The sequence below is a fragment of the Cupriavidus malaysiensis genome (genome assembly GCF_001854325.1).
Lineage (GTDB): Bacteria > Pseudomonadota > Gammaproteobacteria > Burkholderiales > Burkholderiaceae > Cupriavidus > Cupriavidus malaysiensis.
In genome coordinates, this window is the sequence record NZ_CP017755.1 from 2,390,449 (window position 1) to 2,414,873 (window position 24,425).

A 24,425-nucleotide genomic window follows, 5' to 3' on the forward strand; every position below is an offset into this window, starting at 1 on the left:
GCACCCGTGCGGGCGGAATCGGTGCGCTCTAGCGGTGCACGCGTGCGGAGCTTCACGACTGGCATCGTCGCTTACCTCGACAAGAAGGCGAATCGGAATACGCCGATGAAGTTGGGATTGGCATCCTGGGGCTGCCAGCGCGAATCGCTCCACTCCATCAGGCGTGCAAGGGTGACGGCGCGCAGGCCATTGTCCGACGGCGTCACCGTGCCGGTGTGATAGGCCACGTACCGGCCCATCCAGATCATCAGGTGCTGCTCGTCGCCCTGGTCGAAGAAGAGCAGGTCGCCCGGCTGCGCCTGGTTGACGCTACGCGCCACGAAGCGGCTGTTGCCCTGCACCAGCGCGAGCGCCGAGGCATAGGCGCCGGTACTGCCGTCGGCGCGCGTCCAGCGCTGGCCGAGCGTGCGCTGCGCCGGGCTCAGGCTCAGTTCCGGCGGCAGGCGACGCGCCGCGGCACCATCCTGCATGCCGTTGGCGCGCAGCCAGCGCGCATCGTGCACCTTGAGCGCCTCGCCTACGGCGAAGCGCACCAGGCCCGCGCAATCGCGCTGGTACCAGCGCGGCGTCGGGCCCTGGCGCAATTGCTCATCGACGATGCGCACGAACCAGGCACGGAAGGCGGCCGACTGCGCCGGGTCCAGGTCGTCCACGCTGGCGGCATCCGCCACCGGCGCCGACAAGGCCAGGGCCGGTGCGGTGCCGGCCAGCGGGAGGCCCGCGGCCAGTGCCGCCAGCACGATGCGGCGCCGGCCGATCACTGCTCGCCTTCCTGACCCGGCGGCCCGACCGGCGCGGCGGCCCCGGCCGGCGACGGGCCGGCCTGCCGCCACGCCACCGGCACCCAGCCGCGCTGCGCGGGCAGGCCGTCCGGCAGCACCAGCGATACGGCCGGATAGGCTGAAAGCATCTTGAGCTTGGGAAACAGGTGCGCGCGCGCCGCGTTCAGGAACACGGCCTCCTGCTCGGCGGGCAGCGCGTCGGTCGCCTCGCGGCGCGCCAGCGACGCCAGCGTCGATGGCGTGAATCCCAGCACGGTACGTGCCAGCAGTTCGCGCGGCATGCTGTCGGCGGCCGCCGGGAAGCGCTTGGCCGCCACCGCCAGCGCATCCTCGACCAGGGTTGCATCGGGCGAGAACAGCACGGTATCGCCGGCCAGTGCGAGCGTCACGGGAAAGTAGGCGCCGGCCGCGAGCTGGGTGGCAAAGGGGGATCCCTTGGTGCGTTGTGTGCCGTAGGGTGAGCTGACCGGGCGGGTCCACACGCTGGCGCCGGCCTCTTCGCGATGCTGCACCGGCAGCCGCCGGTAAGTGCCGTCGCCGCCGTCGGCCTTGGGTTCGTGGGCACCGATGACTTGCGCGAACAGCGCACCCAGCAACGGGCGCAGCGCGGCGGCCGCCTGCGGCGACTTCAGGCGTGCCGCGAACAGCGGCGCCGCAAGGCCCGACTTGCCGTACCAGCAGACCGCCGCCGGCCCCGAGAATGCCTCGCCTATCCGCGTAGCCAGCCCTTTTTCCTGGTTCTCCTCGCCGCGCTGCGCAGCCAGCCCCGCCTCACCGCCGATGGCCTGCAGCATCTTGCCTGCCGCCGGCCAATCGACCGGCAAGGTCGCACAGGCAGCGGGGTCGGCCGGCAGCGCCTGCCACAGCGCCGCCGTGTTCCAGCGCTCCGGCAGCCTGGCGCCATCGACCAGCGCCGCGCTATGCCAGTCGGCCCTGCCGCCCGGCTTGTTGTCCGCGCCGCCCGGGAAATCGAAGCGCAGGGCCTCGATGGCCGGAAAGAAGGTCTGGTAGCCGAAGGACAGGTAGTTCGTGCCGACCACCAGCCGGTGCCCGGAGAAGCGCGCCCCGGCTGGCTCCAGCGCGAAGGTGCGCGCGGGCGTCTCGCGCGCCCCGGCATCGTCGCCCAGCCAGGCTGCCACGGCGCCCGCGCGGGCACCGATCGGCTGGCTTTCCGCGTCCAGCAGCATGCCGGCCTCGGACAGCACTACCAGGCGCTCGCCCTTGCCCGCCACCAGCAGGCTGCGCGCGGCATTCAGGCGCAGCGCATACAGCGGCGCGCCGCCCACCTCGCCGACGCGGCTGAGCTGGCTGTCGCCCGGCGCCACCGTCGCCAGCGCCTGCAGCACCTTGGCCAGGCCGTTGCGCTGCATGGCCAGCGCCCAGTAGCGCAGCGTGCCATCCGGCCCGCGCCACAGCATCACCCGCGCGGGTTCGTCGAACGCGCGCTGGAGCAGCGCCTCGGTCCAGTCGAGATCATGTTCGAAGGCAATGCGCCGCAGCGCCCCGGCTACCGACAGCCGCCCCTCGTTGTCTTCGTAGTAGTTGACGAAGTCCTCGCTCAGCACGTCGCGCAGCAAGGGCACGCGCAACATGTCGCGTGGCAGGCGGGACAGGCTTTCGCTGTCGATCAGCGCGTCCGGCGCAGCGAAATCCAACGCCACCTGATGGGCCTGCCCCCTCCAGGGCCGCCCGCCGAATGGATGCCAGACCCATTGCACCACCGCCCCGGTGGCCACTACGAGGGCGGCCGCGCCAAGCACGACCTTCCTGCGCGTCAGTTTCATCGTTCCCGCCATCGAACATCTTCACAACGAAGCGGCTGCCTCTCACCGGGACTTCATTCCTCCCTGTGGCGGCATGCCGGCCGCATGCATCTTGCAAGAGGCGAGATGATCCACCGTTGCAGGCCCTCCGTTGCTCGGCCCCCACGCAATCCGCATGACGAATTGTCCGCAATTCCAGCCCAGGAAGAGAAGCGGACGACACACGACCACGCCCGGATCGTATCCCCGGCCATCCGCTGATCCGGCTGAATCTTGGGAACCCCCGCACAGGAACGGGCGGACGGGAACGCTGTCCGCCACGCCGGCCTCAGTCCAGCCGCGTGCAGCAGTAGGCCTCGGTCCGGTAGGGGAAGGCGACGGTCTCGCGCCCGGCCAGCTCGGGCGAGGTGGCGATCACCGCCTCGAGCTGCGCGCGCACCGCGTCCTGCCCGGCCGGCGGCAGCGAGGCGATGAAGCTCACCGACATCACGCGGTCGACGATGACCTGCTGCGGCGGCCCGACGTGCTCGTAGGGCAGGCTGGACAGTTCCAGCGGCCCGAAGCCCTCGGCCGGGAAGACGCGCTTCCAGTCGCCCTTGTAGAAGCGCGGCGCGTCCCCCTCGTGCGGGGTCATGATGGCGGTCAGGCGCGCCACCCAGTCGACCGCTTCGTCGCGCACGTTCCACACCAGGCCCAGCTTGCCGCCGGGGCGCAGCACGCGGCGGAACTCGGCCACCGCGGCCGGGTTGGCGAACCAGTGGAAGGCCTGGGCGCATACCACCGCGTCGACGCTGGCGTCGGCCAGCGGCAGCGCCTCGGCGGTGCCCTCGCGCGCCTCGGCCGACGGTACCGCCGCCACCAGCTGGGCGCGCATGGCGGCCACCGGCTCGACGGCGATCACATGGGCGCCGGTACGCGCCAGCAGGCGGCTGAACTTGCCGGTGCCCGCGCCGACGTCGGCGACGGTCTTGCCCGGCCCGAGGCCGAGCTGCGTGCGCAGCCAGCCGTCGAGCGCGGCGGGATAGTCGGGACGGCCCCGTGCATAGGTATCGGCCTGGCTGGCGAAGCCCTGGGCGGCGGCGTGGTGGATGCTGGACATGGCGGCAGGAGGAGAGGAAGTTGGCGGGTGGTTGGCTGGCAACGGCGCCGCGCGGCCAGCGGCCGGGACCGGCGCCGCGCTACCTTAGCCTGCCCGGCGGCGTCCCGCAAGCTGCCGCACGGCGGGTGCAGGCCAGCCCGGCTCTGCCCGCGGGACCGGCGCGCCGTCCCGCCGGCGGGTCCTCAGTGCTGCATGCCCCAGCGCCCGACCGTCAGGCGCTCCAGCGTGCGGAACACCAGGTTCTCGACCAGCAGGCCGATCAGGATCACCAGCGCAAGACCGGCGAACACGCGGTCCGTGTAAAGCTCGTTGCGGTTCTGGAAGATGAACCAGCCCAGCCCGCCCTGCCCCGACGAGGCGCCGAACACCAGTTCGGCGGCGATCAGCGTGCGCCAGGCGAAGGCCCAGCCGATCTTCAGCCCCGACAGGATGGCGGGCAGCGCCGCCGGCACCAGGATGTGCAGCACGTAGCGCAGGCCGCGCAGGCCATAGTTGCGGCCCGCCATGCGCAGGGTCTCCGGCACGCCGCGGAAGCCGGCGTAGGTATTGAGCGACAGCGGCCACAGCACCGAGTGGATCAGCACGAAGACCAGGCTCCTGGAGCCCAGCCCGAACCACAGCAGCGCCAGCGGCAGCAGCGCGATGGCCGGCAGCGGGTTGAACATCGCCGTCAGCGTTTCCAGCAGGTCGCGCCCGATCTCGGTGGACACCGCCAGCGTGGTCAGAGCGAAGGCCAGCAGGATGCCGGCCAGGTAGCCCTGCAGCAGCACCGCCAGCGATACCGCGGCCTTGGCCGGCAGCTCACCGCTGGCCATGCCGTCGAGGAAGGCGCGCGCGGTGGCGCTGAAGGTCGGCAACAGCAGCTCGTTGTCCTGCACGCGCGCCAGCACTTCCCACAGGCAGGCCAGCACCACCAGGATCAGCGTCTTGCGCAGCCAGCCCTGTTGCCACAGGCGGCGGTGCCAGGCGAGCGGGCGTGCCAGCGGCGCCGCGGTGAAAGGTGCGAGGGTCCGCTCGTACTCGGGGCGGACCGGGGGCGCGGCGGACACCGCGCCGGGGGATGGGAAAGACATGATGAGATCCTGTTGCGGCCGGTACCATCCCGGCCCTGCGCGGCGGTGCGCGACCCGCCGCGATGCCGCGCGCGGCGCTCAGCGCGCCTGCGCGGTCCTGGCGCTGGCGGTGGTGCCCTCGGCCCCGCCCGCCGTCCCGGTTTCGAACAGCAGCCGGTGGATGCGCTGCGCGGTCGCCTGGAACTCGGCGCCGCCCTGGCTGGCCAGGTCGAACTGGTGACTGTTGAGCTCGGCGCGCACGCGCCCCGGATGCGGCGACAGCAGCAGGATGCGGTTACCCACCACCAGCGCCTCCTCGATGGAATGCGTGACGAACAGCAGCGTGAAGGCGGCATCCTCCCACAGCGCCAGCAACTCCTCCTGCATGCGGCGCCGGGTCAGTGCGTCGAGGGCGGCGAAGGGTTCGTCCATCAGCAGCACCTTGGGCCGCATCGCCAGCGCCCGCGCGATCGCCACGCGCTGCTTCATGCCGCCCGACAGGGTGTGCGGATAGGCATCGGCGAAGCCGGCCAGGCCGACCTTGTCGAGATAGTGCAGCGCGCATTCCGAGGCTTGCGCGCGCGACATGCCACGTGCCTGGCGCAGCGGGAACATGATGTTCTGCCGCACGGTCTTCCACGGCGGCAACTGGTCGAACTCCTGGAACACCACCACGCGGTCGGGGCCCGGCGCGGCCACGCGCCGGCCTTCGAGGCGGATCTCGCCCTCGCTGGGCGCGACGAAGCCGGCCACCGCCTTCAGCAGCGTCGACTTGCCGCAGCCCGAAGGGCCCAGCAGCACGAAGCGATCGGCCGCGTGCACGTCGAAGCTGACCTGGTGGGTGGCGCGCACCACGCGCTGCCGCGTGCGGTACTCCAGCGAGACGCCGTCGACCTGCAGCAGCGGCGCCGGCGCGACCACGCGCAACGATTGCGGCGCGCCCATCTCAGCTCCCCTGCGCGGTGGCGGGATCCGCGAAGAAGTAGTCCTGCCACGACTGCGGCCGGTTGCGGATGGCCCCCACGCGATGCATGAAGTCGGCCAGCACGAAGGTGTTCTGCGGCGCCACCTTGAACTGCACCTGCGGGTTCTTCAGCAGCTTGACCAGCAGCGCGCGGTCGGTCTTCGACTTGCTGGCGCGCAGGTAGATGTCGGCCGCGCCCTCCGGATTGGCGGTGGCGAACTTCGCCGCCTCGGCCAGCGCGTCGACGAAGGCCCGGTAGGTCTTGGGGTTGTCCTGGCGGAACTTCTCGGTGGCGTAGAGCACGGTGGCCGAGCTAGGGCCGCCGAGCACATCATAGGAATTCAGCACGATGCGCGCGTTCGGATTGCCGGCCAGCTCCTGCTCCTGGAACGGCGGGTTGCCGAAGTGCCCGGTGATCTCGGTACCGCCGGCAATGATGGCGGCGGCGGCGTCCGGGTGCGGCACCGCCACGGTCCACTTGTCGAGGCGGTTGTATTCCTTGTCGCCCCACTGCTTGGCTGCGGCCAGCTGCAGCACGCGCGACTGCACCGACACGGTCACCGCCGGCAGGGCGATGCGGTCCTTGTCGGTGAAGTCGGCGATGCTCTTGACCTTGGCATTGTTGCTGACCAGGTAATAGGGGAAGTTGCCCAGCGAAGCCACGCCCTTGACGTTCTGCCTGCCGTGGGTGCGGTCCCACAGTGTCAGCAGCGGCCCCACGCCCGCGCCGGCGATGTCGATGGCGCCCGACAGCAGCGCGTCGTTGACGGCGGCGCCACCCGACAGCTGGGTCCACTCGACCTTGATGTCGACGCCCTGCTGCTTGCCGTGCTTTTCGATCAATTGCTGGTCGCGCGCCACGTTGAGCAGCAGGTAGACCACGCCGAACTGCTCGGCGATGCGCAGGCGGCCCTCGGCCATGGCGGCACCGGGCAAGGCCAGCGCCGCGGCCAGGGTCACGGCGACGGCGCGGCGGCGGGACAGGAAACGGAAGGAAAAGGCAGGCATGGCGGCTCCGGAAGTCTCTGGGCGGAATCAGTCGGGGCGGCACCGGGCCGCGCCGCGCGGCAGGCGGCGTGGCAGGTGGCGCGACAGGCAGCGTGCGGCGACGCGCAGGCAGCAGTACATGGGGCCGGGGCACCCGGACCCCGGGCGCATCCCGTGCGGCGGACAGGCAGGCGTCAGGCCGGCAGGTCGCCTTCGATGGTGGTGCGGTACATCACCCGGCGCTGCGCGTCCGGACAGCCGGCGGCGAGGTGCAGCAGCGAACGGTTGTCCCAGAACAGCAGGTCGTGCGGCTGCCAGCGGTGGCGGTAGATATGCTCGGGCCGGGTGCTGTGCGCGAACAGCTGCTCCAGCAGGTCGCGGCTCTCGTCCTCGGGCAGGCCCTCGATGCGGGTGGTGAAGTGCTCGCTGACGAAGAGCGCCTTGCGGCCGGTCTCCGGATGGGTGCGCACCACCGGCTGCAGCACCGGGCGCACCTGCGCGATCTGTTCGGGGCTCAGGTTGGGGCGCCACGGGCTGCGCCGCTGCAGCTCGGCGTACTTGGCCAGGTAGGTGTGCTCGGCCTTGCGGCCTTCCACCGCCTGGCGCAGGTGGGCGGGCAGCGTGTCCCAGGCCAGGTGCATGTTGGCGAACAGGGTGTCGCCGCCTTCGGCGGGCAGCTCCTGCGCGTGCAGCAGCGAACCCAGGCTGGGCTTTTCCTTGTACGAGAGGTCGGAGTGCCAGAAGTGTCCGGCGTCGCCCAGGCCGATCGGCCGGCCGTTCTCGATCACGTTCGAGACGACCAGGATCTCCTCGTGTCCCGGCAACTGGAACTGGTGCAGCACGTGGATCTGCAGCGGACCGAAGCGGCGGCTGAAGGCCACCTGCTGCGCGGGCGTGATGCGCTGGTCACGGAACACCACCACATGATGGTCGAGGTGGGCACGGTGGATGCGCGCGAACTCCGCGTCGCCGAGCGGCGCGGACAGGTCCAGGCCGATCACCTCGGCGCCCAGCGGCGCGTCGAAGGGACGGATCTCGACGGGGACGGCAGCCCCGGTGGTGGCGGTGGCGGTGGCGGTGGCAGTCGCGGCGGGGGCCGGCTCAGGCCGGGCGGCGCGCGGCGCGGTCTGGAATGCAGTCGTCATGGCAGGCTCGGAAACGGGGGGAGGCGTGCGCGCCGGGACATGTCCCACGCGCACGACCGTTCAAGCCTTGCACTCTAAAGACGGGGCGATGCTCCGACAACGAATGAAATCGCTCGCCCTTATCCGTTCAGCGCATATGGGGTGGCGCAGCCTGCGCCACCGCGCGCGCCAGCCGCGCCACGCCCTCGCCGATCTGCGCCGGGTCGGCACCGGCGAACGACAAGCGGAAGGCCGCGCGCGGGCGCCGCTCGGCATAGAAGCCCGCGCCGGGCACGAACAGCACCTTCTCGGCGATGGCGTGCGGCAGCAGCGCCGCCGCGTCCTCGATGCCGTCGACCGCCGCCCACAGGAACATGCCGCCGGCCGGCAGCGCGAAGCGGATGCGCGCGCCGAAGGCCTGGCGCAGCGCGTCCGCCAGGCGGTCGCGCTTGTCGCGGTAGGCCGCCACCTCGCGCGCCACCTGCGCCGGCAGGCGGCCGTCGTCCAGGTACTGCGCCGCCGTCAGCTGCAGCCAGGGCGGCGTGCACAGGTCCGACACCTGCTTGGCGATCACGGCGCGCCGCACGATCTCCGCCGGCCCCGCCAGCCAGCCCAGCCGCAGCCCGGGCGCCAGCGTCTTCGACAGGCTGGCCAGGTGCACCACCCACGGCCGCGCGGCCGGCACCTGCGCGCACAGCGACAGCAGCGACGGCGGCGGCGCGCCGTCGAAACTCAGCGCGCCATAGGGATCGTCCTCGACCAGCACCACCTGGTGGCGCGCCACCAGCTCCAGCAGGCGCAGGCGGCGCGGCAGCGACAGCGTGGCGCCGGTCGGGTTGGCGAAGGTCGGCACCACATACAGCAGGCGCGGCCGCTCGCCGGCTGCCGCGGCGGCCTCCAGCACCGCCTCCAGCGCCTCCACGTCGATGCCCTCGTGGTCGGCCGGGATGCCGCGCAGCGCGGCGCCGGCCAGCCGCAGCGCCTGCAGCGTCGCCGAGTAGGTCGGCTCCTCCACCAGCACCAGGCTGCCCGGCTCGACCAGGGCCTTGACCAGGAAGTCGAAGCCCTGCTGCGAGCCGGTCGTCACCAGCAACTCCTCCGGCGCCACCGTGGCGCCACGCTCGGCCATCAAGGCCGTCAGCGCGCGCCGCAGCGCCGGCGCGCCTTCGGTGGCGCCGTACTGCAGGCACTCGGCCGGCCGCTGCGCCAGCACCTGCGCCGACGCCGCGCCGATGCCCGGCGCATCGAACAACGCCGCCGACGGGTAGCCGCCGGCGAAGGAGATCATCTGCGGATCCGACAGGTACTTGAACAGCTCGCGGATCGGCGAACCCTCCGGTTCACGCAGCGCGGGGACGAAGGGATAGGCAGTGTTCATGGCGCTTTCTCGCAGTTTCGGGGGCGATCGGGGGCAATCGGGAAGGCGCGCTCAGCAGGCCGCGGCGGTCATCTTGAAGATGCCTTGCGCATTGCCGGCATCGAAGCCGAGGTCGGTACGGGTCACCGCCTGCGCCTCGTCGACGAAGGTGTCGCGCGTGATGAACTCATAGAACGAGCCCGGCACCTCGCGCCGCACCTCGGCGCCATCGGCGCCGACGAAGGCACGCTGCACCGGATCGGCGCGGAAGGCGGTCTGCTTGACACGGCCGCTGCGCGACACCTCGACCTTCTCCTTCATCGGGCGGCCGATCGCCTTCTGCTGCTCCGACAGCGCGAACACGTCCTCGACGCGGTCGGTGGCATGGTTGAAGGCATTGCCTTCGGTGGCGATCCACGCCATCTCGGCCGACTCCTGCAACAGGCGCTCGTAGTCCTCCAGGCGCGGGGCGCCATGCTGGCGCTCGAAGCAGCGCGCCAGCACGCCGATCAGCTCGGCCGCCTCCGCCTGCGGCAGCGCGCCGTCGCGCTCCAGCTCCCACAACAGCGACTGCGCGCGCGGCGTCAGCGGATCGGCCGAAGCACCGACGACGCGGCTCACCGCCTGCTGGAAGCCCTCGCTGAAGCGCTCCGGATGGAACTCGCTGACGAAGAACTGTGCGATCTCCTCGGGCGCATCCTCATGCGCGTACGAACGGCCGGTCATGCCGATGCGGTCGAGCGGATAGGTGCCGTTCAGGCGGTAGCCGAGCGGACGCAGGATGCGCGTGAAGGCTGCCTCGCCGCCGGGCAGCGCGCCGTTGTCGGCCCAGCGCACGGTGCGGATCGCGCCATGGTCGAACACCACCTTGCCGCCGGCGGCGGCGACGTCCTCGGTGTAGGCCTTGCCGGTCGGCACGCGCTCCAGGATGCCGGAGAACAGCACCAGGTTCAGCGCGTGGGCGATCTCGGCGCGGGCCGGGCGGCCGGGTTCGCCTGCCGGCAGGCCGGCGGGGGTGGCGACCAGCGCGGCCAGGCGTTCGGCGGTGGCGGGGCCGAGGTTGAGGGAGACTAGGGAGAGGATGTTGGTGTTCATGGCGATTTATTGGGTGTTGCTGGGAAAGATCTGGGGGTGCTTGCCGGGGGGCGGTGGCTGGCAGGCGGTATTGGGGGATCGAGGTGAATTGGTGTTTGGTGCTTGGTGTTTGGTGTTTGGTGCTTGGTGCTTGGTGCTTGGTGCTTGGTGCTTGGTGCTTGGTGCTTGGTGCTTGGTGTTTGGTGCTTGGTGTTTGGTGCTTGGATTCGGGCGGTGTTGGTCTGCGAGGCAACGGCCTGTTTCGACTCCCCTGCGGGGAGCCGACTCACTTTCTTTGTCTCGCCAAAGAAAGTAAGCAAAGAAAGGCGACCCGGGTGCGGCGAACCCCCCCTCGCGAATTGGCCCCGGCCGCCGCGCCCGTCCGAACTCGCGGCCTGCGGCCGCTCAAACAGCGGACGGGCTTCATCGGCGGCCGGGGCCAATTCGCGAGGCGCCGCACACGGGAGGGAAAGGCCAAACCATCGGTACGCGAACGGGCTCGCTTTCGCGTAGCGGCCAAGCTCGCTAAGGCTTTGTGTTCGGCCAGCTCGCTGGCCGAACATCTATCTCCGAAGCGCTGGACAGAGTGCAAAAGCAAAAGCCAAGCCATCGGTCTGCCAACGAGTTCGATATAGCGTGAAGGCTTGGTCTGCTGAGCTTTCGTGTTCGGCCAGCTTGCTGGCCGAACACCCCCCACCCGAAGCGAAGCGAGGCGGGGCTTCTTTTCCCTGCCGTGTGCGGCGCCTCGCGTGCTGGGGCAAAGAGCGGAAAAGAGGGCCCCCTGTCTGAGGATCGCCTTAAGGCGATCCGAGTTGGGGCCCGGCCGCTCTTTGCCCCAGCACGCGAGGGGGTTTTAAGCCGCACCCGGCGCGCCTTCTTTGCCTACTTTCTTGGGCAAGACCAAGAAAGTAGGTCGGCTCCCCGCAGGGGAGTCGAAACAGGCTTTTGCCTGGCAGACCAACAGCGCCCGAAAACAGGCTCTTGCCCCGCAGACCGACACCCTGATTCCAAGCATCCAACCATCGTCAATCGACCGACGCCCCCGACATCTTCACAATCTCCCCCCACTTCACCCGATCCTGCTTCAACACCTCGGCAAACGCCTCCGGCGTGGTCGGCGCAGGCTCTGCCCCCAGTTCGCGCATCTTGGCCTGCACGCCCGGCTCCCCGAGCACCTTCGCCAGGTCCTGGCTGATCTTCTGCGCCACCGCCGACGGCGTGCCGCGCGGTGCCAGCAGGCCGAACCAGGGGCTGGCGTCGAAACCGGGCACCGGGCCGCCGGCGGCTACCGTCGGCACATTGGGCAGCGCGGACGAGCGTGCCGGCGTGGTCACCGCCAGGGCCTTGAGCTTGCCCGAGCGGATGAAAGGCAGCGAGGCCGGCAGGTTGTCGAACATCACGTCGACGCTGCCGCCCATCAGGTCGGAGATGGCCGGGCTGCTGCCCTTGTAGGCCACGTGGCTCATCTCCGTGCCGGTCATGCGCTGGAACAGCTCACCGGCCAGGTGGGTCGAGGTGCCGTTGCCGGCCGAGGCCATGTTGACCTGCTTCGGATGCGACTTGGCGTAGGCGATGAACTCGGCCAGCGTCTGCACGCGGGCGCGCTCGGCGAAGGCCGGCGACAGCACCACCACGTTGGGCACGCGCGCCACCAGGGAGACCGGCGCGAAGTCGGCCGCCGCATCGTACGGCAGCTTCTTGTACAGCGTCGGATTGATGCCGAACTCGCCGACCGAGCCCATCAGCAGCGTATAGCCGTCCGCCGGCGACTTGGCCGCGGCGCCGGTGCCGACGATGCCGCCCGCGCCGGGGCGGTTGTCGACCAGCACCGGCTGCTTCCACAGCGCGGTGAGCTGGTCGCCTACCAGGCGCGCCACCATGTCGGTGGTGCCGCCCGGCGGGTACGGCACGATGATGCGGACCGGCTTGCCGGGAAAGTCGGCGGCGATGGCCAGGCCGGATACGGCCATGCCGACCGCCAGGCCGGTGCTGGCGAGGACGCTGGTGAAACCCTTCATCTTGTCTCCCTGTCTTTGTGTCTGAGTATCGTGGATGTGACGAGAAATCTGTTTCTTGCGGCGGGGCAGCCGCGTGAGACCGAATGATTTCTCATCAAGTCCAGGGTTTCAAGCGAGATTTCGGTATAGGATGATGATCTTTAGTCATCAAGTCGCCCACCGGTGACATCCTCCCCCGATGCGGCAACGCCTCCCCAGCCTGAGCAGCCTGCGCGCCTTCGAGGCCGCCGCGCTGCACCTGAACCTGCGCCGCGCCGCGGCCGACCTGTTCATCACCGAAAGCGCCGTCTCGCGGCAGATCGCCGCACTCGAAAGCCTGCTCGGCGTGCAGCTGTTCCACCGCGCCAACCAGCGCATCACGCTGACCGCGGCCGGCGCGCTGTACAGCCGCCAGGTACGCGAGCTGCTGCGCCAGCTCCAGCGCGACACGCTCGACATCATGGCGCACGAGGGTGCCGGCGGCAGCGTGGAACTGGCCTGCGTGCCCACGCTGGCGGTCGAGTGGCTGATCCCGCGGCTGCCGGCGTTCTACGCGCGCCATCCGCAGGTGGTGGTCAATATCAGCGCGCAATCCGATGTGTTCCTGTTCGACGGCACGCCCTACGACGCCGCCATCCACTTCGGCGAGGCCGCCTACCCCGGCGCGCGCGCCGAGCGCATGTTCGGCGAGGAATCGGTCGCGGTCTGCCACCCCGGCTTCTTCGGCGGCAAGCGGCGCATCACCGCGCTGGACGTGGCCCAGGCCCCGCGCCTGCACCTGGCCACGCGCCGCTTCGACTGGCAGCACTGGCTCGAATCGGCCGGCCTCGACGAGGTCAACGCCATGCGCGGGGCGCGCTTCGAGCATCACAGCATGGTGATCAGCGCGGCGCGCGCGGGACTGGGGGTGGGACTGGTGCCGCGCTTCCTGGTCGAAGAATACCTGGCGCGCGACCTGCTGGTGATCCCGGTCGCCCATTCGCTGCGCTCGACCAGCGCCTACTACCTGGTTTCGCCGGATTCGCGGCCGATGAGCGACGCCATGCTGCGGCTGCGGGAGTGGCTGCTGGAGGCGGCGGGGGCATTCGCGGACGGCCAGGGTTGAGGTGCGCGCCTGCGCCAGTACAACGCCCGCCGATCCAGCCCGCGCCGGAGCCAGCACACCCCGCCGGCACCAGGACTCCCCCCGGCAACCTTGAAAATCAATTTTTACCCGGGTATTATCCAGCACCCCGAATCGCACCGACACCACCGTGGCATACCCCCCCTCCTACACCGCCTTCGCCGGCCACCGCCTGCTCGCCTCGGGCTCGCTGGCCAGCGTCGCCCTGGCCGTCAGGCAAGCCCCTGAAGGCGACCCCGTCCTGATCTTCGATGACGGCACCGGCCGCCCGATCGACATCGACACCCGCGGCAGCGAGGCCGAGGTGCGCGCGCGCTTCGCGCCGGCAACGGATGCCGAAGCGCCAGCCGACGCCGGCGACGACAGCGCCTCGTCCCGGCCCAAGGGCCGCGGCCGCCCCAAGCTGGGCGTGGTGGCCCGCGAGGTGACGCTGTTGCCGCGGCACTGGGAATGGCTGGCGTCGCAGCCCGGCGGCGCCTCGGTCGCGCTGCGCAAGCTGGTCGACGAAGCGCGCCGCGCCCACGGCGAGCACGACCGCCTGCGGCGCGCGCAGGAGCGCGCCTACCACTTCATGTCGGCACTCGCCGGCGACCTGCCCGGCTTCGAAGAAGCCGCGCGCGCCCTGTTCGCCCACGATGCGGCGCGCTTCGCCGCGCAGATCGCCGGCTGGCCGGCCGACGTGCGCGACCATGCCGCGCGCCTCGCCAGCGGCGAGCTGCCGGCCGCCGGGCCGGAGGACTGAACGCCGCACGCTGCGCGCTGCCTGGCGGCAGCGAGTCCGCCGCTATGCCGTGCCCCGGACTAGGGTCGGGAAGCCGGCACGGCGGCGGACGCCGCCGAGGCCGCCGAGGCCGCTGAGGCCGCCGATGATGCGCAAGCCCGGGCCGGGCGCGCAGGTCCGGCCGCTGGCAGCGCGGCAGCATCCGCGGCATACGCCCGCACCGCCGCCACGATGGCGGCCACCATGCGCCGCTGGTTGGCCTCGTCGCTGACATAGGCTTCGTCGCCGGCATCGACGATCACGCCGGCCTCCAGCAATACCGCCGGCATCTCCGTCTTGCGCAACACCACCAGGTCGTCGAAGCGATAGATGCCGCGCGCGCGGTCCAGCAGTTCGCGGTTCTCGCCCGGGATCGGCTCGGCATGATGCAGGGCCGGAGGGCGGCCGAGCCGGCCCAAGGCGTCGCCCAGGCGCTCGGCAAGGGCGTAACTGCGCGCGAAACGCGCATTGCGCCCGGAGACGAAGAGCGAATAGCCGGCGATCGGCTGGCGCGTGCGATAGGCTTCCAGCGTGCCGGCCTGGATCCTCTCCAGGTACTGCGGCTGGGCGGAATCGTGATGGATGGCGAGGAACAGGTCGGCATGCCAGGCGTTGGCCAGCGCGGCGCGCTCGTCCAGGCCGATTTCCTGGTCCGGCGCGCGCGTCAGCCGCGCACGGAAGCCGGCGGCCTCCAGCGCCGCGCAGAGCCTGGCGGCGAGCGCATCGTTGTAGCGCACCTCGCGCAGTCCGCGGATGCCCAGCGCGCCGCCCTGCGCGGGCGTGTGGCCGGGATCGATGACGATGCGCAGCGGCGGCATGGCGCCGGCCTCGCCGGCCTCGCCGGCGTGGGCCGCCACCAGTCCGCCCAGGGCCCCAAGGCTGCCCAGGCCCGCCAGGCAGCGCAGCATGCGCCGCCGGCCATGTCCGCTCAGTTCCACGACTTGCCGGCGATCATGTCGTCGCGGCAGGTACCGGCCTTGCATTCGCGCAGGCGGTCGCGCAGGTACTCGGTGCGCGCGCGGTTGACGCGGTAGTTGCAATCCACGTTGATCGAGCCGGACGACTCGCAGGAGGCATCGCGGTACTTGATCCAATCGAGCTGCGTGTCCTTCAGCTTCTGCTTCGGCCCCTCCTTGATGACGCCGCGCAGTTCGCCGTAGACCGCGTTCAGCTCCTTGTCGGACTCCACGAACAGCTTGGCGAAGCAATAGGTCTTGTCGTAGCTGGTGCGGTACTTGTCGCACTCCCCTTCGGCATGCGCCGCGGCGGAGGCCAGTCCGAGCAATGCCAGGGTCAGGGCGGGGAGGATGGCTTTCATGGGATTCCTGTCTGCGATGAATGTCGGGAAAGATGGCGCCGGCATGCGAGCACGCGGCGGCGCCGCTATTCTAGTCGGCGCAATGACGAATTCGTCGACGGACTCCGCTGATGCGCCAAGCGACGCGCCGACCCAGGGCACCGGACCTGCGGCGCCGCGCCAGGCAGCCAGCATGGCGCATGGGCCGAAGCACCCCGCTATAATCGCGCCCAGCGCCATCCTGCCCGCGCCCCGCCCGATACCACCTATCTTCATCCGCGCCCAACGCATGCTCAAGGACCAGACGGAAATCCGGCCGACGCGCCGCTACGTCGAGAAGCAGGAAGCGGTGCTGGCCGCCGCATCCCGGCTCTTCAACCACAAGGGCGTGCGCGGCACCACGCTGTCCGACGTGGCACAGGAAGTGGGGCTCAGCACCAACAGCATCACCTACTACTACCGCAAGAAGGAAGACCTGGTCGTCGCCTGCCTGCTGCGCGCGATCGGCGAGATGGTGGAGATGGCCGGGCTCGCCGCGCGCGAAGCCACGCCACCCGAGCGGGTGCGCGCCTTCGTCGCCCGCTACTTCGAGCGCCTGGCCCGCACGGCCAGCGGCGAGCGCCCCGAGATGATGAGTTTCCGCGAGATCCGCGCGCTGCCCGACAGCCATGCGGCGACCGCGTTCGATGCCTACAACGACATGTTCCGCGGCATCCGCCGCCTGCTGCGCGACGGCGAGGCGGCCCCGCGCGGTGCCGCGGAGCGTGCCGCCCTCGGCGCCGCCGCCCACTTGCTGCTGTCGCTGACCACCGGCGCCGCGGCCTGGGCGGACCGCTATGAGCCGCAGGACTACCCCAGGGCGGCCGACACCATGGTCGACCTGCTGCTCAACGGCTTCGCCGCCCCCGGCACGCGCTGGCATGCGCCCGGCGCGCTGGCGCTGCCCGCGCTCGACATGCCGGACGGGACCCAGGAAGCCTTCCTGCGCGCCGCCACCGAGCTGCTCAATGAACAGGGCTACCGCGGCGCCTCGGCCGACCGCATCTCGGCGCGGCTGAACCTGACCAAGGGCGCCTTCTACCACCACCACGAGAACAAGGACGACCTGATCTCCGCCTGCTTCGAGCGCATGTTCACGGTGATCCGCACCACGCAGTCGCGCGTGGAGGCCGGCCCGGGCAGCGGCTGGGACAAGCTGTGCGCGGTCTCGCGCGCGCTGGTGGACTACCAGTTCTCCAGCCGGGGGCCGCTGCTGCGCCTGTCCATCTACGGCGCGCTGCCGGAGGACATGCGCCAGTCCCGCATGCAGACCATGGCGCGGCTGTCGGCGCGCTTCGCGCGCTTCCTGGTGCAGGGCATGCAGGACGGCTCGATCCGCCCGCTCGACCAGTCCGTCGGCGCCTCACTGGTCAACGGCATGATCAATGCCGCGGTGGAACTGCGGCGCTGGGTCGAGGATGCCTCGGCCGACAACGCGCCCGAGCTGTTCATCCGTCCCTTGCTGCTCGGCCTGTTCGCGCACGACTGAGCGCCCCCAAGCGCCGCAGCGCAGCGGCACCTGCAGCCTAGGCGGACACCGTCTCCTGCAAGTGGCAGGCCACCATGCGTCCGCTGCCACCGCGCGGCAGCAGGGCCGGGTCCTCGCTGCGGCAGCGCGCCATGGCCGCCGGACAGCGCGGATGGAAGCGGCAGCCCGTGGGCGGGTTGAGCGGACTCGGCACCTCGCCCTGCAACACGATGCGCGTGCGCTGGCGCTCGGCCTCGACGCTGGCCACCGGCACCGCCGACAGCAGCGCCCGCGTGTAGGGGTGCTGCGGATCGTCGTACAGCTCGTCGCGGCCGGCGATCTCGACGATGCGGCCGAGGTACATCACGGCGATGCGGTCGCTGATATGGCGCACCACCGCCAGGTCGTGCGCGATGAAGACATAGGTCAGGCCGAGGCGGCGCTGCAGCGCCATGAAGATGTTCACCACCTGGGCCTGGATCGACACGTCCAGCGCCGACACGGGTTCGTCGCAGACGATCAGGCTGGGCCCCGCCGCCAGCGCCCGCGCGATGCCGACGCGCTGCCGCTGGCCACCGGAGAACTCGTGCGGATAACGGTCCGCCATATAGGGCAGCAGCCCCACCATCTCCAGCAATTCCGCCACGCGCGCACGGTAGGCCGCCTTGTCGCGCGCCAGCCCGTGCACCTCGAGCGGCTCGCCGACGATGTCGCGCACCCGCATGCGCGGGTTCAGCGAGCCGAAGGGGTCCTGGTAGACCATCTGCACGCTGCGCCGGAAGCGGCGCTCGTCGGCCTTGTCGAAGCTGGCGAAGTCGGTGCCGTCGAAGACGATGCGCCCGGAAGTGGCGGCCAGCATCTTGATCAGGGCCAGCCCGGTGGTCGACTTGCCGCAGCCGCTCTCGCCGACCAGCCCGAGCGTCTCGCCGCGGCGCAGCGAGAAGGACACGCCATCGACCGCCTTGACCGAGCCGGCCTGGCGCCGCCACAGCGCGCCGCGGCTGACGGGAAAATGCACCTTGAGGTCTTCGACGCGCAGGATCTCGTCGCCACCGGAAGCCATGGCTGCGGGCGCCTGCCGCTGGGAGGAAGCACTGTCAACGTAGGTCATCGCGGATGCATGCCTTGAAATGTTGCTCGCCGACGGCGCGCAGCATCGGCCGCGCCGCCCCGCAGTCTGCCACCGCGCTGCGGCAGCGCGGCTGGAACGCGCAACCCGGCGGCAGCGCGGTCAGGTCCGGCGGCTGGCCGTCGATCGGTACCAGCGGCTGGCCGGCATCGCCGTCCAGCCGCGGCACCGAGGCCATCAGCCCGCGCGTGTACGGATGGGCGGGCCGGCCATAGAGCGCCGACGCGCTCGCCGTCTCGACCATGCGCCCGCCGTACATCACGCCCACCCGGTCGGCATAGCGCGCCACCACGCCGAGATCGTGCGTGATCAGGATCAGCGCCGTGCCGGCGGTCTCGGCCAGCGACTTGAGCAGGTCGAGGATCTGCGCCTGCACGGTCACGTCCAGCGCCGTGGTCGGCTCGTCGGCGATGATCAAGCGCGGCTGGCAGGCCAGCGCCATCGCGATCATGGCGCGCTGGCGCATGCCGCCCGAGAACTGGTGCGGATAGGAGCCGAGGCGGCTGGCCGGCTCGGGGATCTGCACCTTGCCCAGCAGTTCTCCGGCGATGCCCAGCGCCTGCTTCCACGGCAGCCCCTGGTGCAGGTGGATCGGCTCGGCGATCTGCTTGCCCACCGTCAGCGCCGGATTCAGCGAGGACATCGGCTCCTGGAAGATCATGGCGATGCGGTTGCCGCGGATGGCCCGCATCTGTGCCGGCTTGAGGCGCAGCAGGTCCTGTCCCTCGAACAGGATCTCGCCCCCCTCGATGCGGCCGGCCGGCGCCGGGATCAGCCCGAGCACGGAAAGCGCGGTGACGCTCTTGCCCGAGCCCGACTCGCCGACGATGGCCAGCGTCTCGCCGGGCTCGACCGCGAACGACACGCCGTCCACCGCCGTCACCACGCCACGGTCGGTGCGGAAGCGCGTGGTCAGATTGTTCACCTGCAGGATGGGCTGCGCCATGCGGAGCTCCTCTCGCCACCATCACCATCATCATCGCCATCGGCAGGCGGGCCGCCGCGGCGGCCCGCCCTCGCTTGCTCCGCCCCTGCGGAGCGGTCATCCCGGCTCAGAACCCCATCTTCTTCTTCATCTCCTGGTCGATCCACAGCCGCGCATAGATCGGTCCGGGCCGCACCGCGCCGGCGCGCAGCTCGCCCTCGTAGTTCTTCACCCAGGGCCACCAGGCGGTGTACTGGTACGGCGTCGGCAGCCAGATGTACGGCGCGTCCTCCAGCACCTCGCGCGTCAGCGCGCGCAGCGCTTCCTGGCGGCGTCCGACGTCGCGCAGGCGGAAGGCATCGTTGACACGCTGCTCGAACTTCGGGTTGCCCCACTGCGAGGCGTTCCACACCTGGCCGACCACGAAGCTCTTGCGGATCGTGGTGGTCGGATTGGTGTGGCCGTTGCTCATCAGGTAGCCCGGGGCATTGGTGCGCGTGGTCATCGCCGACAGGAAGGCACCGTACTCCATGGGCTGGATCTCGATGCGCACGCCCACCTGCTCCAGGTAGGCGCCAATCAGCGGCAGCAGCTCCATGTGGTTCGGATCGCAGGCGCAGACCTGCACCTTGAACGAGAAGCCCTTCGGGTAGCCGGCCTCGGCCAGCAGCTTGCGCGCCTTGTCGGGGTTGTAGGTGAACAGCTCCTTGACAGGCTCCGGCATGGCGCTGAGCGGCTCGAAGTAGCCGACGTAGTCCGGGTGCTGCGGGTAGGCGAACAGCTCCGCGTTGCCGCCGTAGAACTGCTTGACGATCTCCTGCTTGTTGACCGCCATATTGAGCGCGCGGCGCACGCGCAGGTCATTGAAGGGCTTGGCGTCGACGCGCATCGCCAGGTACTGGCCGTTGGTCGACAGCCAGCGCGACCACTTCAGCGCCGGCGCGCTCTTCTTCAGTTCCTCCACCGCGGTCCAGCGCACGTTCTCGGCGATGTCCAGCTTGCCGGTGCGCAGCATGGTGTTGCGCGTGGCCTCGTCCTTCACCGTGCGGATCACCAGCTTGTCGACAAAGGGCAGCTTGTAGTCCTTGCCGCCGATGCGCTCGCTGTCCCAGTACAGCGTGTTCTTCGTGTAGGTGCCGGCATTGCCCTGCACAAAGCTGCTCAGCACGAAGGGGCCGCTGCCGTTGACGTTCTTCCAGTTGCCGGCGCCGGCGGTCGCCACCTCCTTGGGCATGATGCCGGAGTAGTAGCCCCAGCCGAAGCGGTAGTCCCACTCGGCATTGAACTCCTTGAAGCGGAACAGCACCGTGTGCTTGTCGAGCGCCTCGACCTTGGCCACGTGGTCGAAGTAGGTGGGGATGCGCTTGGCGCTGCCGTTCTGGCGCTCGTAGCTGAACACCACATCCTCGGCCACCAGCTCACGCTCCGGCATCACCCCGGGCTTGGCCGGGAAGCGCACGCCCTTGCGCAGCTTGACTTCCAGCGTGAGCGGATCCAGCCATTTCCAGCTCTCGGCCAGTTCGCCGCGGATGGCGTCCTCGGGCAGCCAGGCGTCGGCCACGAAGGGGTACTTGCCGCCGTTGCGCCGGGCCTTGGACAGGTCGGCGACGAACAGCTGCTCGTAGACCTGGCCGGTATCGTAGTTCTGCTTCCAGTTCCAGTCCGCCAGGTCCCAGGAGAGCGCGGACACGGTCGGGTACATCGACCCCACCTCCACGCTGCCGCCGTACTTCGGCGCCTCGGCCTGCGCGCAGGCCGGGCCCGCCGCCCCTGCCAGCGCCAGCCCCGCCAGCGCCACCGATGCGATCCTCGCTGATGTGATCCAGTTCAAGCCGCGTCCCTCCTTCGTTGTCATGACTTCAAGGCGCCCGGCGCCGCGGCGCATGCCGCGGGACTAGCGCGAACCGCGCATGCGCGGATCGATCAGGTCGCGCAGGGCATCGCCGAACACATTGATGGCGTACACGACCACGGTCAGGCAGATGCCCGGCGCCAGCGCCAGCCACGGCCCCTCGAACATGAAGGTGCGGCCGTTGCCGGACAGCATGCCGCCCCAGGTCGGTGCCGGCGGCGGCACGCCCAGGCCGAGGAAGGACAGCCCGGACTCGGCCAGGATGGCGGTACCGACGCGCGTGGTGAACAGCACGATGACCGGCGGCATCACGTTGGGCAGCACGTGGCGCCACAGGATGCGGGGGGTCGACGCGCCCATCGACTGCGCCGCGTGCACGTACATGTTCTCGCGCACCGACACCACCGCGCTGCGGATGATGCGCGAGCCGCCGATGCCCAGCAGCAGCCCCATGGTCAGGATGATCTGCCAGCTCCCCGGCCCCAGCACCGAGACCACCACGATCAGGATCACCAGGTCCGGGAAACTCATCCACGCATCGACCATGCGCTGCACCACCAGGTCGAAGCGGCCGCCCAGGTAGCCGCTCAGGATGCCCAGCAGCACCGACACGGCGGTGGCCAGCGTGGCGGCCGACAGGCCGATCACCACCGACAGCCGCGCGCCGTACAGGCAGCGCGACAGCATGTCGCGGCCGAGGTTGTCGGTGCCGAAGGGATGGGCCCAGGAGGGTGGCTGCAGGCGCTGCATCATGTTGATCTGGTTGACGCCGTAGGGCGCCAGCCAGTCGGCGAAGACGCCGCAGAACAGGAACACGGCGCAGATCAGCGCGCCGGCGGCGCCCAGCGGCTTCTCGCGGCAGAGCCGGTGCAGCGGCGCGAAGGCCGCCACGGCTCGGTCGAAGGCGGCGGGCGCGTGGCGCGCGGCCGCCGGCATGGTGGCGTGGTTGGCTGCATGGGTGGCGGCCTGCGGAGCGGTATTGGCGGAACGGTCCATCAGCGGTGCCTCACTTTCGGATCGAACAGCCCGTAGCTCAGGTCCACGAGCAGGTTGATGAGCATCACGGCCGCGCCGACCACCAGGAACACGCCGGTGATGACGGGATAGTCGCGCTGGTTGACCGCCTCCAGCAGCAGCAGGCCCATGCCCGGCAGCGCGAAGATCTGCTCGATCACCACCGCGCCGCCGATCAGCAGCGGCGCCTGCAGGCCGACCAGCGTCACCACGGGAATCAAGGCATTGCGCAGCGCGTGGCGCAGGATCACCAGGCGCTCGTCCAGGCCCTTGGCCCAGGCGGTGCGGATATAGTCCTGGCGCAGCACCTCCAGCATCATGGTGCGCGTCATGCGCATGGTGATGGCCGACAGCGCCATGCCCAGGATGACGGCCGGCACCAGCATGTTCAGCACGTGGCGCAGCGGATCCTCCGAGAACGGCACGTAGCGGACCTCCGGCGACCAGCCCCACCACACTGACGGGAACACCATCACCATGGTGCCCATCCAGAAGCTGGGCACGGCCAGCATCAGCAGCGAGAAGGAACGCGCCGCATAGTCGGCCGCGGTGTCCTGCCGGATCGCCGACAGCACGCCGATCGGCAGCGCCACGCTGAGCGCGACCACCAGCGCCATCAGTCCCAGCGAGAAGGTGGCCGGCATGCGCGCCAGCACCATGCGCGCTACCGGCTCGCCTTGCCACAGCGAGTCGCCGAGGTCCCCGTGCAGCACGATATTGCCGATCCAGTGCAGGTACTGCCGCCACATCGGCTGGTCCAGGCCCAGCGCGCGGACCAGGTCGTCGCGGCTCTTGCTGTCGGCGCTGATGTCGTTCTGGCTCAGCATCAGGTCGACCACATCGCCCGGCACCATGCGCACGATGGCGAACACGATGACGCTGGCGAACAGCAGCGTCGGAACCAGCGCCAGCAGGCGGCGCAGCGCGTAGGCACCCATCGCGCTCACCCTGCCGACGCCCGGCGCGGCGCCCGGTCGTTCGATACCGAAAACACGATTACGGAAAATCCCCGACTCATGCTGCGCCTCCTGTCCCGTGCATCCACGCCAGGCCATGTTCTCCCTGCTTGCGCACAGGAGCATGAAATCAAGGCGAAATTCTCTGGAATCGAGCCGGCATGCAGGCGCATCGCGAGCGGCGCCAGCTGCCTCGAACAGCTTGCCGGGCCAGCATACCAATCTCACGAATTCAAGACAATCAGGAGGCGCCCCGAATGTCCTAGTGGTTTACCTTGGAAGCAGCGCGGCAACGCAGCGCATGCATGCGCTGCGCGTCGTCGGCATGGCGGGCGCACCGCACGCACCGATGCGGTGGTGCGCCAAGGACGAAGGATGCGGGCAGCAAAGGCATGCCGGGACACGGCGGCCCCGGCACGATGCAGCGCGGCAACGCGCCGCGCTGCAGCCGATCGGCTGCCGATCGATTGCCGATCGGTTGCCGATCGGAAGGAGCTCAGTAGCCGCGCAACGCCGCCCAGCGATCGGCATGGTAGTTGGCGTCGCCCAGCAGCACCTGCAGCGTGCGTGCGCGTTTCATGAAGAAGCCGATCTCGAAGGCGTCGGTCATGCCGATGCCGCCATGCATCTGCACGCCCTCCTGCACCGCCAGCGTGGCCGTGGTGCCGGCGCGCGCCTTGGCCGCGGCCACCAGCGCGCGCGGCGGCTCGGCATCCTCGTCCAGGCGCTGCTGGGTACGCAGCACCAGCGCGCGCGTGATCTCCAGGTCGGTGAACAGCTGCGCGGCGCGGTGCTGCAGCGCCTGGAACTCGCCGATCAGCTTGCCGAACTGGGGGCGCTCCTTCAGGTACTGCAAGGTCCGCGCGAAGGCCTCGTCGCCGACACCGAGCAGTTCCGAGGCCAGCGCCGCGCGCGCCAGGTCGAGCACCTCGCCGAGCGGCGCCGCGCCCTGGTCCACGCTGCCCAGCACGGCCTCCGCCGGCACCCGCACCCCGGCGAAGCGGATGCGCGCCGCATTGGTGGCGTCGGCCATCACGGTGCGCTCGACCTCCACGCCGGCGGCATCGCGCGGCACCAGGAACAGCGTGATGCCCTGCGCGTCGTCATCCGCGCCGGCCGTGCGCGCCACCACGATCAGGGTGTCGGCCACATGCCCGTCGACCACGAAGACCTTGCAGCCGTCGAGCACATAGCCGCCTTCGCCGGCGCTGGCGCGCAGCGACTGGCGCTCCGGCCGGTGGCTGCCGTGCTCGTCGATGGCGAGCGCGGTCAGGTGCCGCCCCTGCGCGATCGCCGGCAGCAGCCGCTCTTTCTGTGCCGCGCTGCCGAGGCGAGCCAGCAAGGCGGCGCCGACCAGCGCGGTGGAAAAGAAAGGCGATGGCGCCAGCGTGCGCCCGATCGCTTCCATGATGACGCCGGCCTCGACCGCGCCGAGGCCGCTGCCGCCGTACTGCTCGGGGACCAGCACGCCGGCGAAGCCGAGCTCGGCGAAGCCCGCCCACAGCTCGCGCGAGAAGCCCGTGGCGTCGCGCGCGTCGCGCAGCTTGCGCAGCGCGGCGATCGGCGCGCGCTCCTTCAGGAAGGCCAGCGCGCTGTCGCGCAGCATCTCCTGCGTTTCATTCAAGACGATTGCCATATGCGTTCCGATGTGCGTTCCGATGCG

General features: G+C 70.4%; 21 protein-coding genes. 3 read left to right on the forward strand and 18 right to left on the reverse strand.

The annotated features are described in order from the left end of the window. Positions 1 to 71 precede the first annotated feature (71 nt). The 10 genes from BKK80_RS30075 to BKK80_RS30120 all read right to left on the reverse strand — a co-directional run bounded on the left by BKK80_RS30075 (position 72) and on the right by BKK80_RS30120 (position 12,220). Positions 72 to 761 carry a DUF1175 domain-containing protein gene (locus tag BKK80_RS30075; RefSeq protein WP_071072451.1) on the reverse strand — a complete coding sequence of 230 codons (690 nt, stop codon included), beginning with the start codon at positions 759 to 761 and terminating at the stop codon, positions 72 to 74. Beyond that, the gene (locus BKK80_RS30080; RefSeq protein ID WP_071072453.1) at positions 758 to 2,566 is read right to left on the reverse strand and encodes a DUF2138 domain-containing protein; all 1,809 of its coding nucleotides are present in this window, start codon (positions 2,564 to 2,566) and stop codon (positions 758 to 760) included. Before BKK80_RS30080 ends, BKK80_RS30075 begins: the two co-directional genes overlap by 4 nt. 307 nt (positions 2,567 to 2,873) lie before the next feature. Beyond that, positions 2,874 to 3,644, reverse strand: coding sequence for a class I SAM-dependent methyltransferase (locus BKK80_RS30085; RefSeq protein WP_071018986.1), 771 nt, complete (start codon positions 3,642 to 3,644; stop codon positions 2,874 to 2,876). Between the two features lie 182 nt (positions 3,645 to 3,826). Continuing rightward, a complete protein-coding gene (locus tag BKK80_RS30090; RefSeq protein WP_071018984.1) occupies positions 3,827 to 4,717 on the reverse strand; it encodes an ABC transporter permease in 891 nt (296 codons plus the stop codon). Between the two features lie 78 nt (positions 4,718 to 4,795). Further along, a complete protein-coding gene (locus tag BKK80_RS30095; protein ID WP_071018983.1) occupies positions 4,796 to 5,641 on the reverse strand; it encodes an ABC transporter ATP-binding protein in 846 nt (281 codons plus the stop codon). 1 nt (position 5,642) lies between these two features. Next, complete coding sequence (locus tag BKK80_RS30100) at positions 5,643 to 6,668, reverse strand: ABC transporter substrate-binding protein (protein ID WP_071072455.1); 1,026 nt, start codon at positions 6,666 to 6,668, stop codon at positions 5,643 to 5,645. Between the two features lie 173 nt (positions 6,669 to 6,841). Beyond that, the gene (locus tag BKK80_RS30105; RefSeq protein WP_071038636.1) at positions 6,842 to 7,792 is read right to left on the reverse strand and encodes a TauD/TfdA dioxygenase family protein; all 951 of its coding nucleotides are present in this window, start codon (positions 7,790 to 7,792) and stop codon (positions 6,842 to 6,844) included. 127 nt (positions 7,793 to 7,919) lie between these two features. Next, positions 7,920 to 9,149, reverse strand: coding sequence for an aminotransferase-like domain-containing protein (locus BKK80_RS30110; RefSeq protein ID WP_071018977.1), 1,230 nt, complete (start codon positions 9,147 to 9,149; stop codon positions 7,920 to 7,922). A gap of 51 nt (positions 9,150 to 9,200) precedes the next feature. Then, a complete protein-coding gene (locus BKK80_RS30115) occupies positions 9,201 to 10,223 on the reverse strand; it encodes a DUF1338 domain-containing protein (protein ID WP_071038637.1) in 1,023 nt (340 codons plus the stop codon). Positions 10,224 to 11,227: 1,004 nt separating this feature from the next. After that, positions 11,228 to 12,220, reverse strand: coding sequence for a Bug family tripartite tricarboxylate transporter substrate binding protein (locus BKK80_RS30120; RefSeq protein WP_071018974.1), 993 nt, complete (start codon positions 12,218 to 12,220; stop codon positions 11,228 to 11,230). A gap of 178 nt (positions 12,221 to 12,398) precedes the next feature. Between BKK80_RS30120 and BKK80_RS30125 the strand changes: the two genes are divergently transcribed. Both BKK80_RS30125 and BKK80_RS30130 read left to right on the forward strand, forming a co-directional pair. Then, the gene (locus BKK80_RS30125) at positions 12,399 to 13,304 is read left to right on the forward strand and encodes a LysR substrate-binding domain-containing protein (protein WP_071018972.1); all 906 of its coding nucleotides are present in this window, start codon (positions 12,399 to 12,401) and stop codon (positions 13,302 to 13,304) included. Between the two features lie 148 nt (positions 13,305 to 13,452). Beyond that, positions 13,453 to 14,064, forward strand: coding sequence for a DUF2239 family protein (locus tag BKK80_RS30130; RefSeq protein WP_071072457.1), 612 nt, complete (start codon positions 13,453 to 13,455; stop codon positions 14,062 to 14,064). Positions 14,065 to 14,123: 59 nt separating this feature from the next. Here BKK80_RS30130 and BKK80_RS30135 read toward each other — a convergent pair whose 3' ends face one another. Together BKK80_RS30135 and BKK80_RS30140 are read right to left on the reverse strand one after the other, a co-directional pair. Further along, positions 14,124 to 14,990, reverse strand: coding sequence for an N-acetylmuramoyl-L-alanine amidase family protein (locus BKK80_RS30135; protein ID WP_071072460.1), 867 nt, complete (start codon positions 14,988 to 14,990; stop codon positions 14,124 to 14,126). Positions 14,991 to 15,010: 20 nt separating this feature from the next. Then, positions 15,011 to 15,400 (reverse strand): lysozyme inhibitor LprI family protein, encoded by a 390-nt coding sequence (locus tag BKK80_RS30140; RefSeq protein ID WP_071018967.1) that lies wholly within the window; start codon positions 15,398 to 15,400, stop codon positions 15,011 to 15,013. A gap of 268 nt (positions 15,401 to 15,668) precedes the next feature. On the opposite strand from BKK80_RS30140, the gene BKK80_RS30145 reads away from it, so the two are divergent. Then, entirely contained in the window at positions 15,669 to 16,907 is a 1,239-nt protein-coding gene (locus tag BKK80_RS30145; protein WP_071038640.1) for a TetR/AcrR family transcriptional regulator, read from the forward strand. Positions 16,908 to 16,944: 37 nt separating this feature from the next. Here BKK80_RS30145 and BKK80_RS30150 read toward each other — a convergent pair whose 3' ends face one another. From BKK80_RS30150 to BKK80_RS30175, 6 genes are all read right to left on the reverse strand, one after another. Beyond that, positions 16,945 to 17,997: an ABC transporter ATP-binding protein gene (locus tag BKK80_RS30150; protein ID WP_472321999.1), complete on the reverse strand. Its 1,053-nt coding sequence runs from the start codon at positions 17,995 to 17,997 to the stop codon at positions 16,945 to 16,947. After that, a complete protein-coding gene (locus BKK80_RS30155; protein WP_071018961.1) occupies positions 17,984 to 18,961 on the reverse strand; it encodes an ABC transporter ATP-binding protein in 978 nt (325 codons plus the stop codon). Before BKK80_RS30155 ends, BKK80_RS30150 begins: the two co-directional genes overlap by 14 nt. A 106-nt stretch (positions 18,962 to 19,067) precedes the next feature. Next, positions 19,068 to 20,771 (reverse strand): ABC transporter substrate-binding protein, encoded by a 1,704-nt coding sequence (locus tag BKK80_RS30160; protein WP_236903835.1) that lies wholly within the window; start codon positions 20,769 to 20,771, stop codon positions 19,068 to 19,070. Between the two features lie 63 nt (positions 20,772 to 20,834). Beyond that, positions 20,835 to 21,788 carry an ABC transporter permease gene (locus BKK80_RS30165; RefSeq protein WP_231908091.1) on the reverse strand — a complete coding sequence of 318 codons (954 nt, stop codon included), beginning with the start codon at positions 21,786 to 21,788 and terminating at the stop codon, positions 20,835 to 20,837. Then, the gene (locus tag BKK80_RS30170; RefSeq protein WP_071038642.1) at positions 21,788 to 22,744 is read right to left on the reverse strand and encodes an ABC transporter permease; all 957 of its coding nucleotides are present in this window, start codon (positions 22,742 to 22,744) and stop codon (positions 21,788 to 21,790) included. The genes BKK80_RS30165 and BKK80_RS30170 overlap by 1 nt, the downstream gene beginning before the upstream one ends. Positions 22,745 to 23,258: 514 nt before the next feature. Continuing rightward, positions 23,259 to 24,398 (reverse strand): acyl-CoA dehydrogenase family protein, encoded by a 1,140-nt coding sequence (locus BKK80_RS30175; protein ID WP_071072464.1) that lies wholly within the window; start codon positions 24,396 to 24,398, stop codon positions 23,259 to 23,261. Positions 24,399 to 24,425: the final 27 nt, after the last annotated feature.

Bases quoted from the DNA above. Each gene is read 5' to 3' on its own strand.
- BKK80_RS30080 (WP_071072453.1), bottom strand. From the start codon at position 2,566: ATGAAACTGACGCGCAGGAAGGTCGTGCTTGGCGCGGCCGCCCTCGTA.
- BKK80_RS30085 (WP_071018986.1), bottom strand. From the start codon at position 3,644: ATGTCCAGCATCCACCACGCCGCCGCCCAGGGCTTCGCCAGCCAGGCC.
- BKK80_RS30090 (WP_071018984.1), bottom strand. From the start codon at position 4,717: ATGTCTTTCCCATCCCCCGGCGCGGTGTCCGCCGCGCCCCCGGTCCGC.
- BKK80_RS30095 (WP_071018983.1), bottom strand. From the start codon at position 5,641: ATGGGCGCGCCGCAATCGTTGCGCGTGGTCGCGCCGGCGCCGCTGCTG.
- BKK80_RS30100 (WP_071072455.1), bottom strand. From the start codon at position 6,668: ATGCCTGCCTTTTCCTTCCGTTTCCTGTCCCGCCGCCGCGCCGTCGCC.
- BKK80_RS30105 (WP_071038636.1), bottom strand. From the start codon at position 7,792: ATGACGACTGCATTCCAGACCGCGCCGCGCGCCGCCCGGCCTGAGCCG.
- BKK80_RS30110 (WP_071018977.1), bottom strand. From the start codon at position 9,149: ATGAACACTGCCTATCCCTTCGTCCCCGCGCTGCGTGAACCGGAGGGT.
- BKK80_RS30115 (WP_071038637.1), bottom strand. From the start codon at position 10,223: ATGAACACCAACATCCTCTCCCTAGTCTCCCTCAACCTCGGCCCCGCC.
- BKK80_RS30120 (WP_071018974.1), bottom strand. From the start codon at position 12,220: ATGAAGGGTTTCACCAGCGTCCTCGCCAGCACCGGCCTGGCGGTCGGC.
- BKK80_RS30125 (WP_071018972.1), top strand. From the start codon at position 12,399: ATGCGGCAACGCCTCCCCAGCCTGAGCAGCCTGCGCGCCTTCGAGGCC.
- BKK80_RS30135 (WP_071072460.1), bottom strand. From the start codon at position 14,990: ATGCTGCGCTGCCTGGCGGGCCTGGGCAGCCTTGGGGCCCTGGGCGGA.
- BKK80_RS30140 (WP_071018967.1), bottom strand. From the start codon at position 15,400: ATGAAAGCCATCCTCCCCGCCCTGACCCTGGCATTGCTCGGACTGGCC.
- BKK80_RS30145 (WP_071038640.1), top strand. From the start codon at position 15,669: ATGCTCAAGGACCAGACGGAAATCCGGCCGACGCGCCGCTACGTCGAG.
- BKK80_RS30150 (WP_472321999.1), bottom strand. From the start codon at position 17,997: ATGACCTACGTTGACAGTGCTTCCTCCCAGCGGCAGGCGCCCGCAGCC.
- BKK80_RS30155 (WP_071018961.1), bottom strand. From the start codon at position 18,961: ATGGCGCAGCCCATCCTGCAGGTGAACAATCTGACCACGCGCTTCCGC.
- BKK80_RS30165 (WP_231908091.1), bottom strand. From the start codon at position 21,788: ATGGACCGTTCCGCCAATACCGCTCCGCAGGCCGCCACCCATGCAGCC.
- BKK80_RS30170 (WP_071038642.1), bottom strand. From the start codon at position 22,744: ATGGGTGCCTACGCGCTGCGCCGCCTGCTGGCGCTGGTTCCGACGCTG.
- BKK80_RS30175 (WP_071072464.1), bottom strand. From the start codon at position 24,398: ATGGCAATCGTCTTGAATGAAACGCAGGAGATGCTGCGCGACAGCGCG.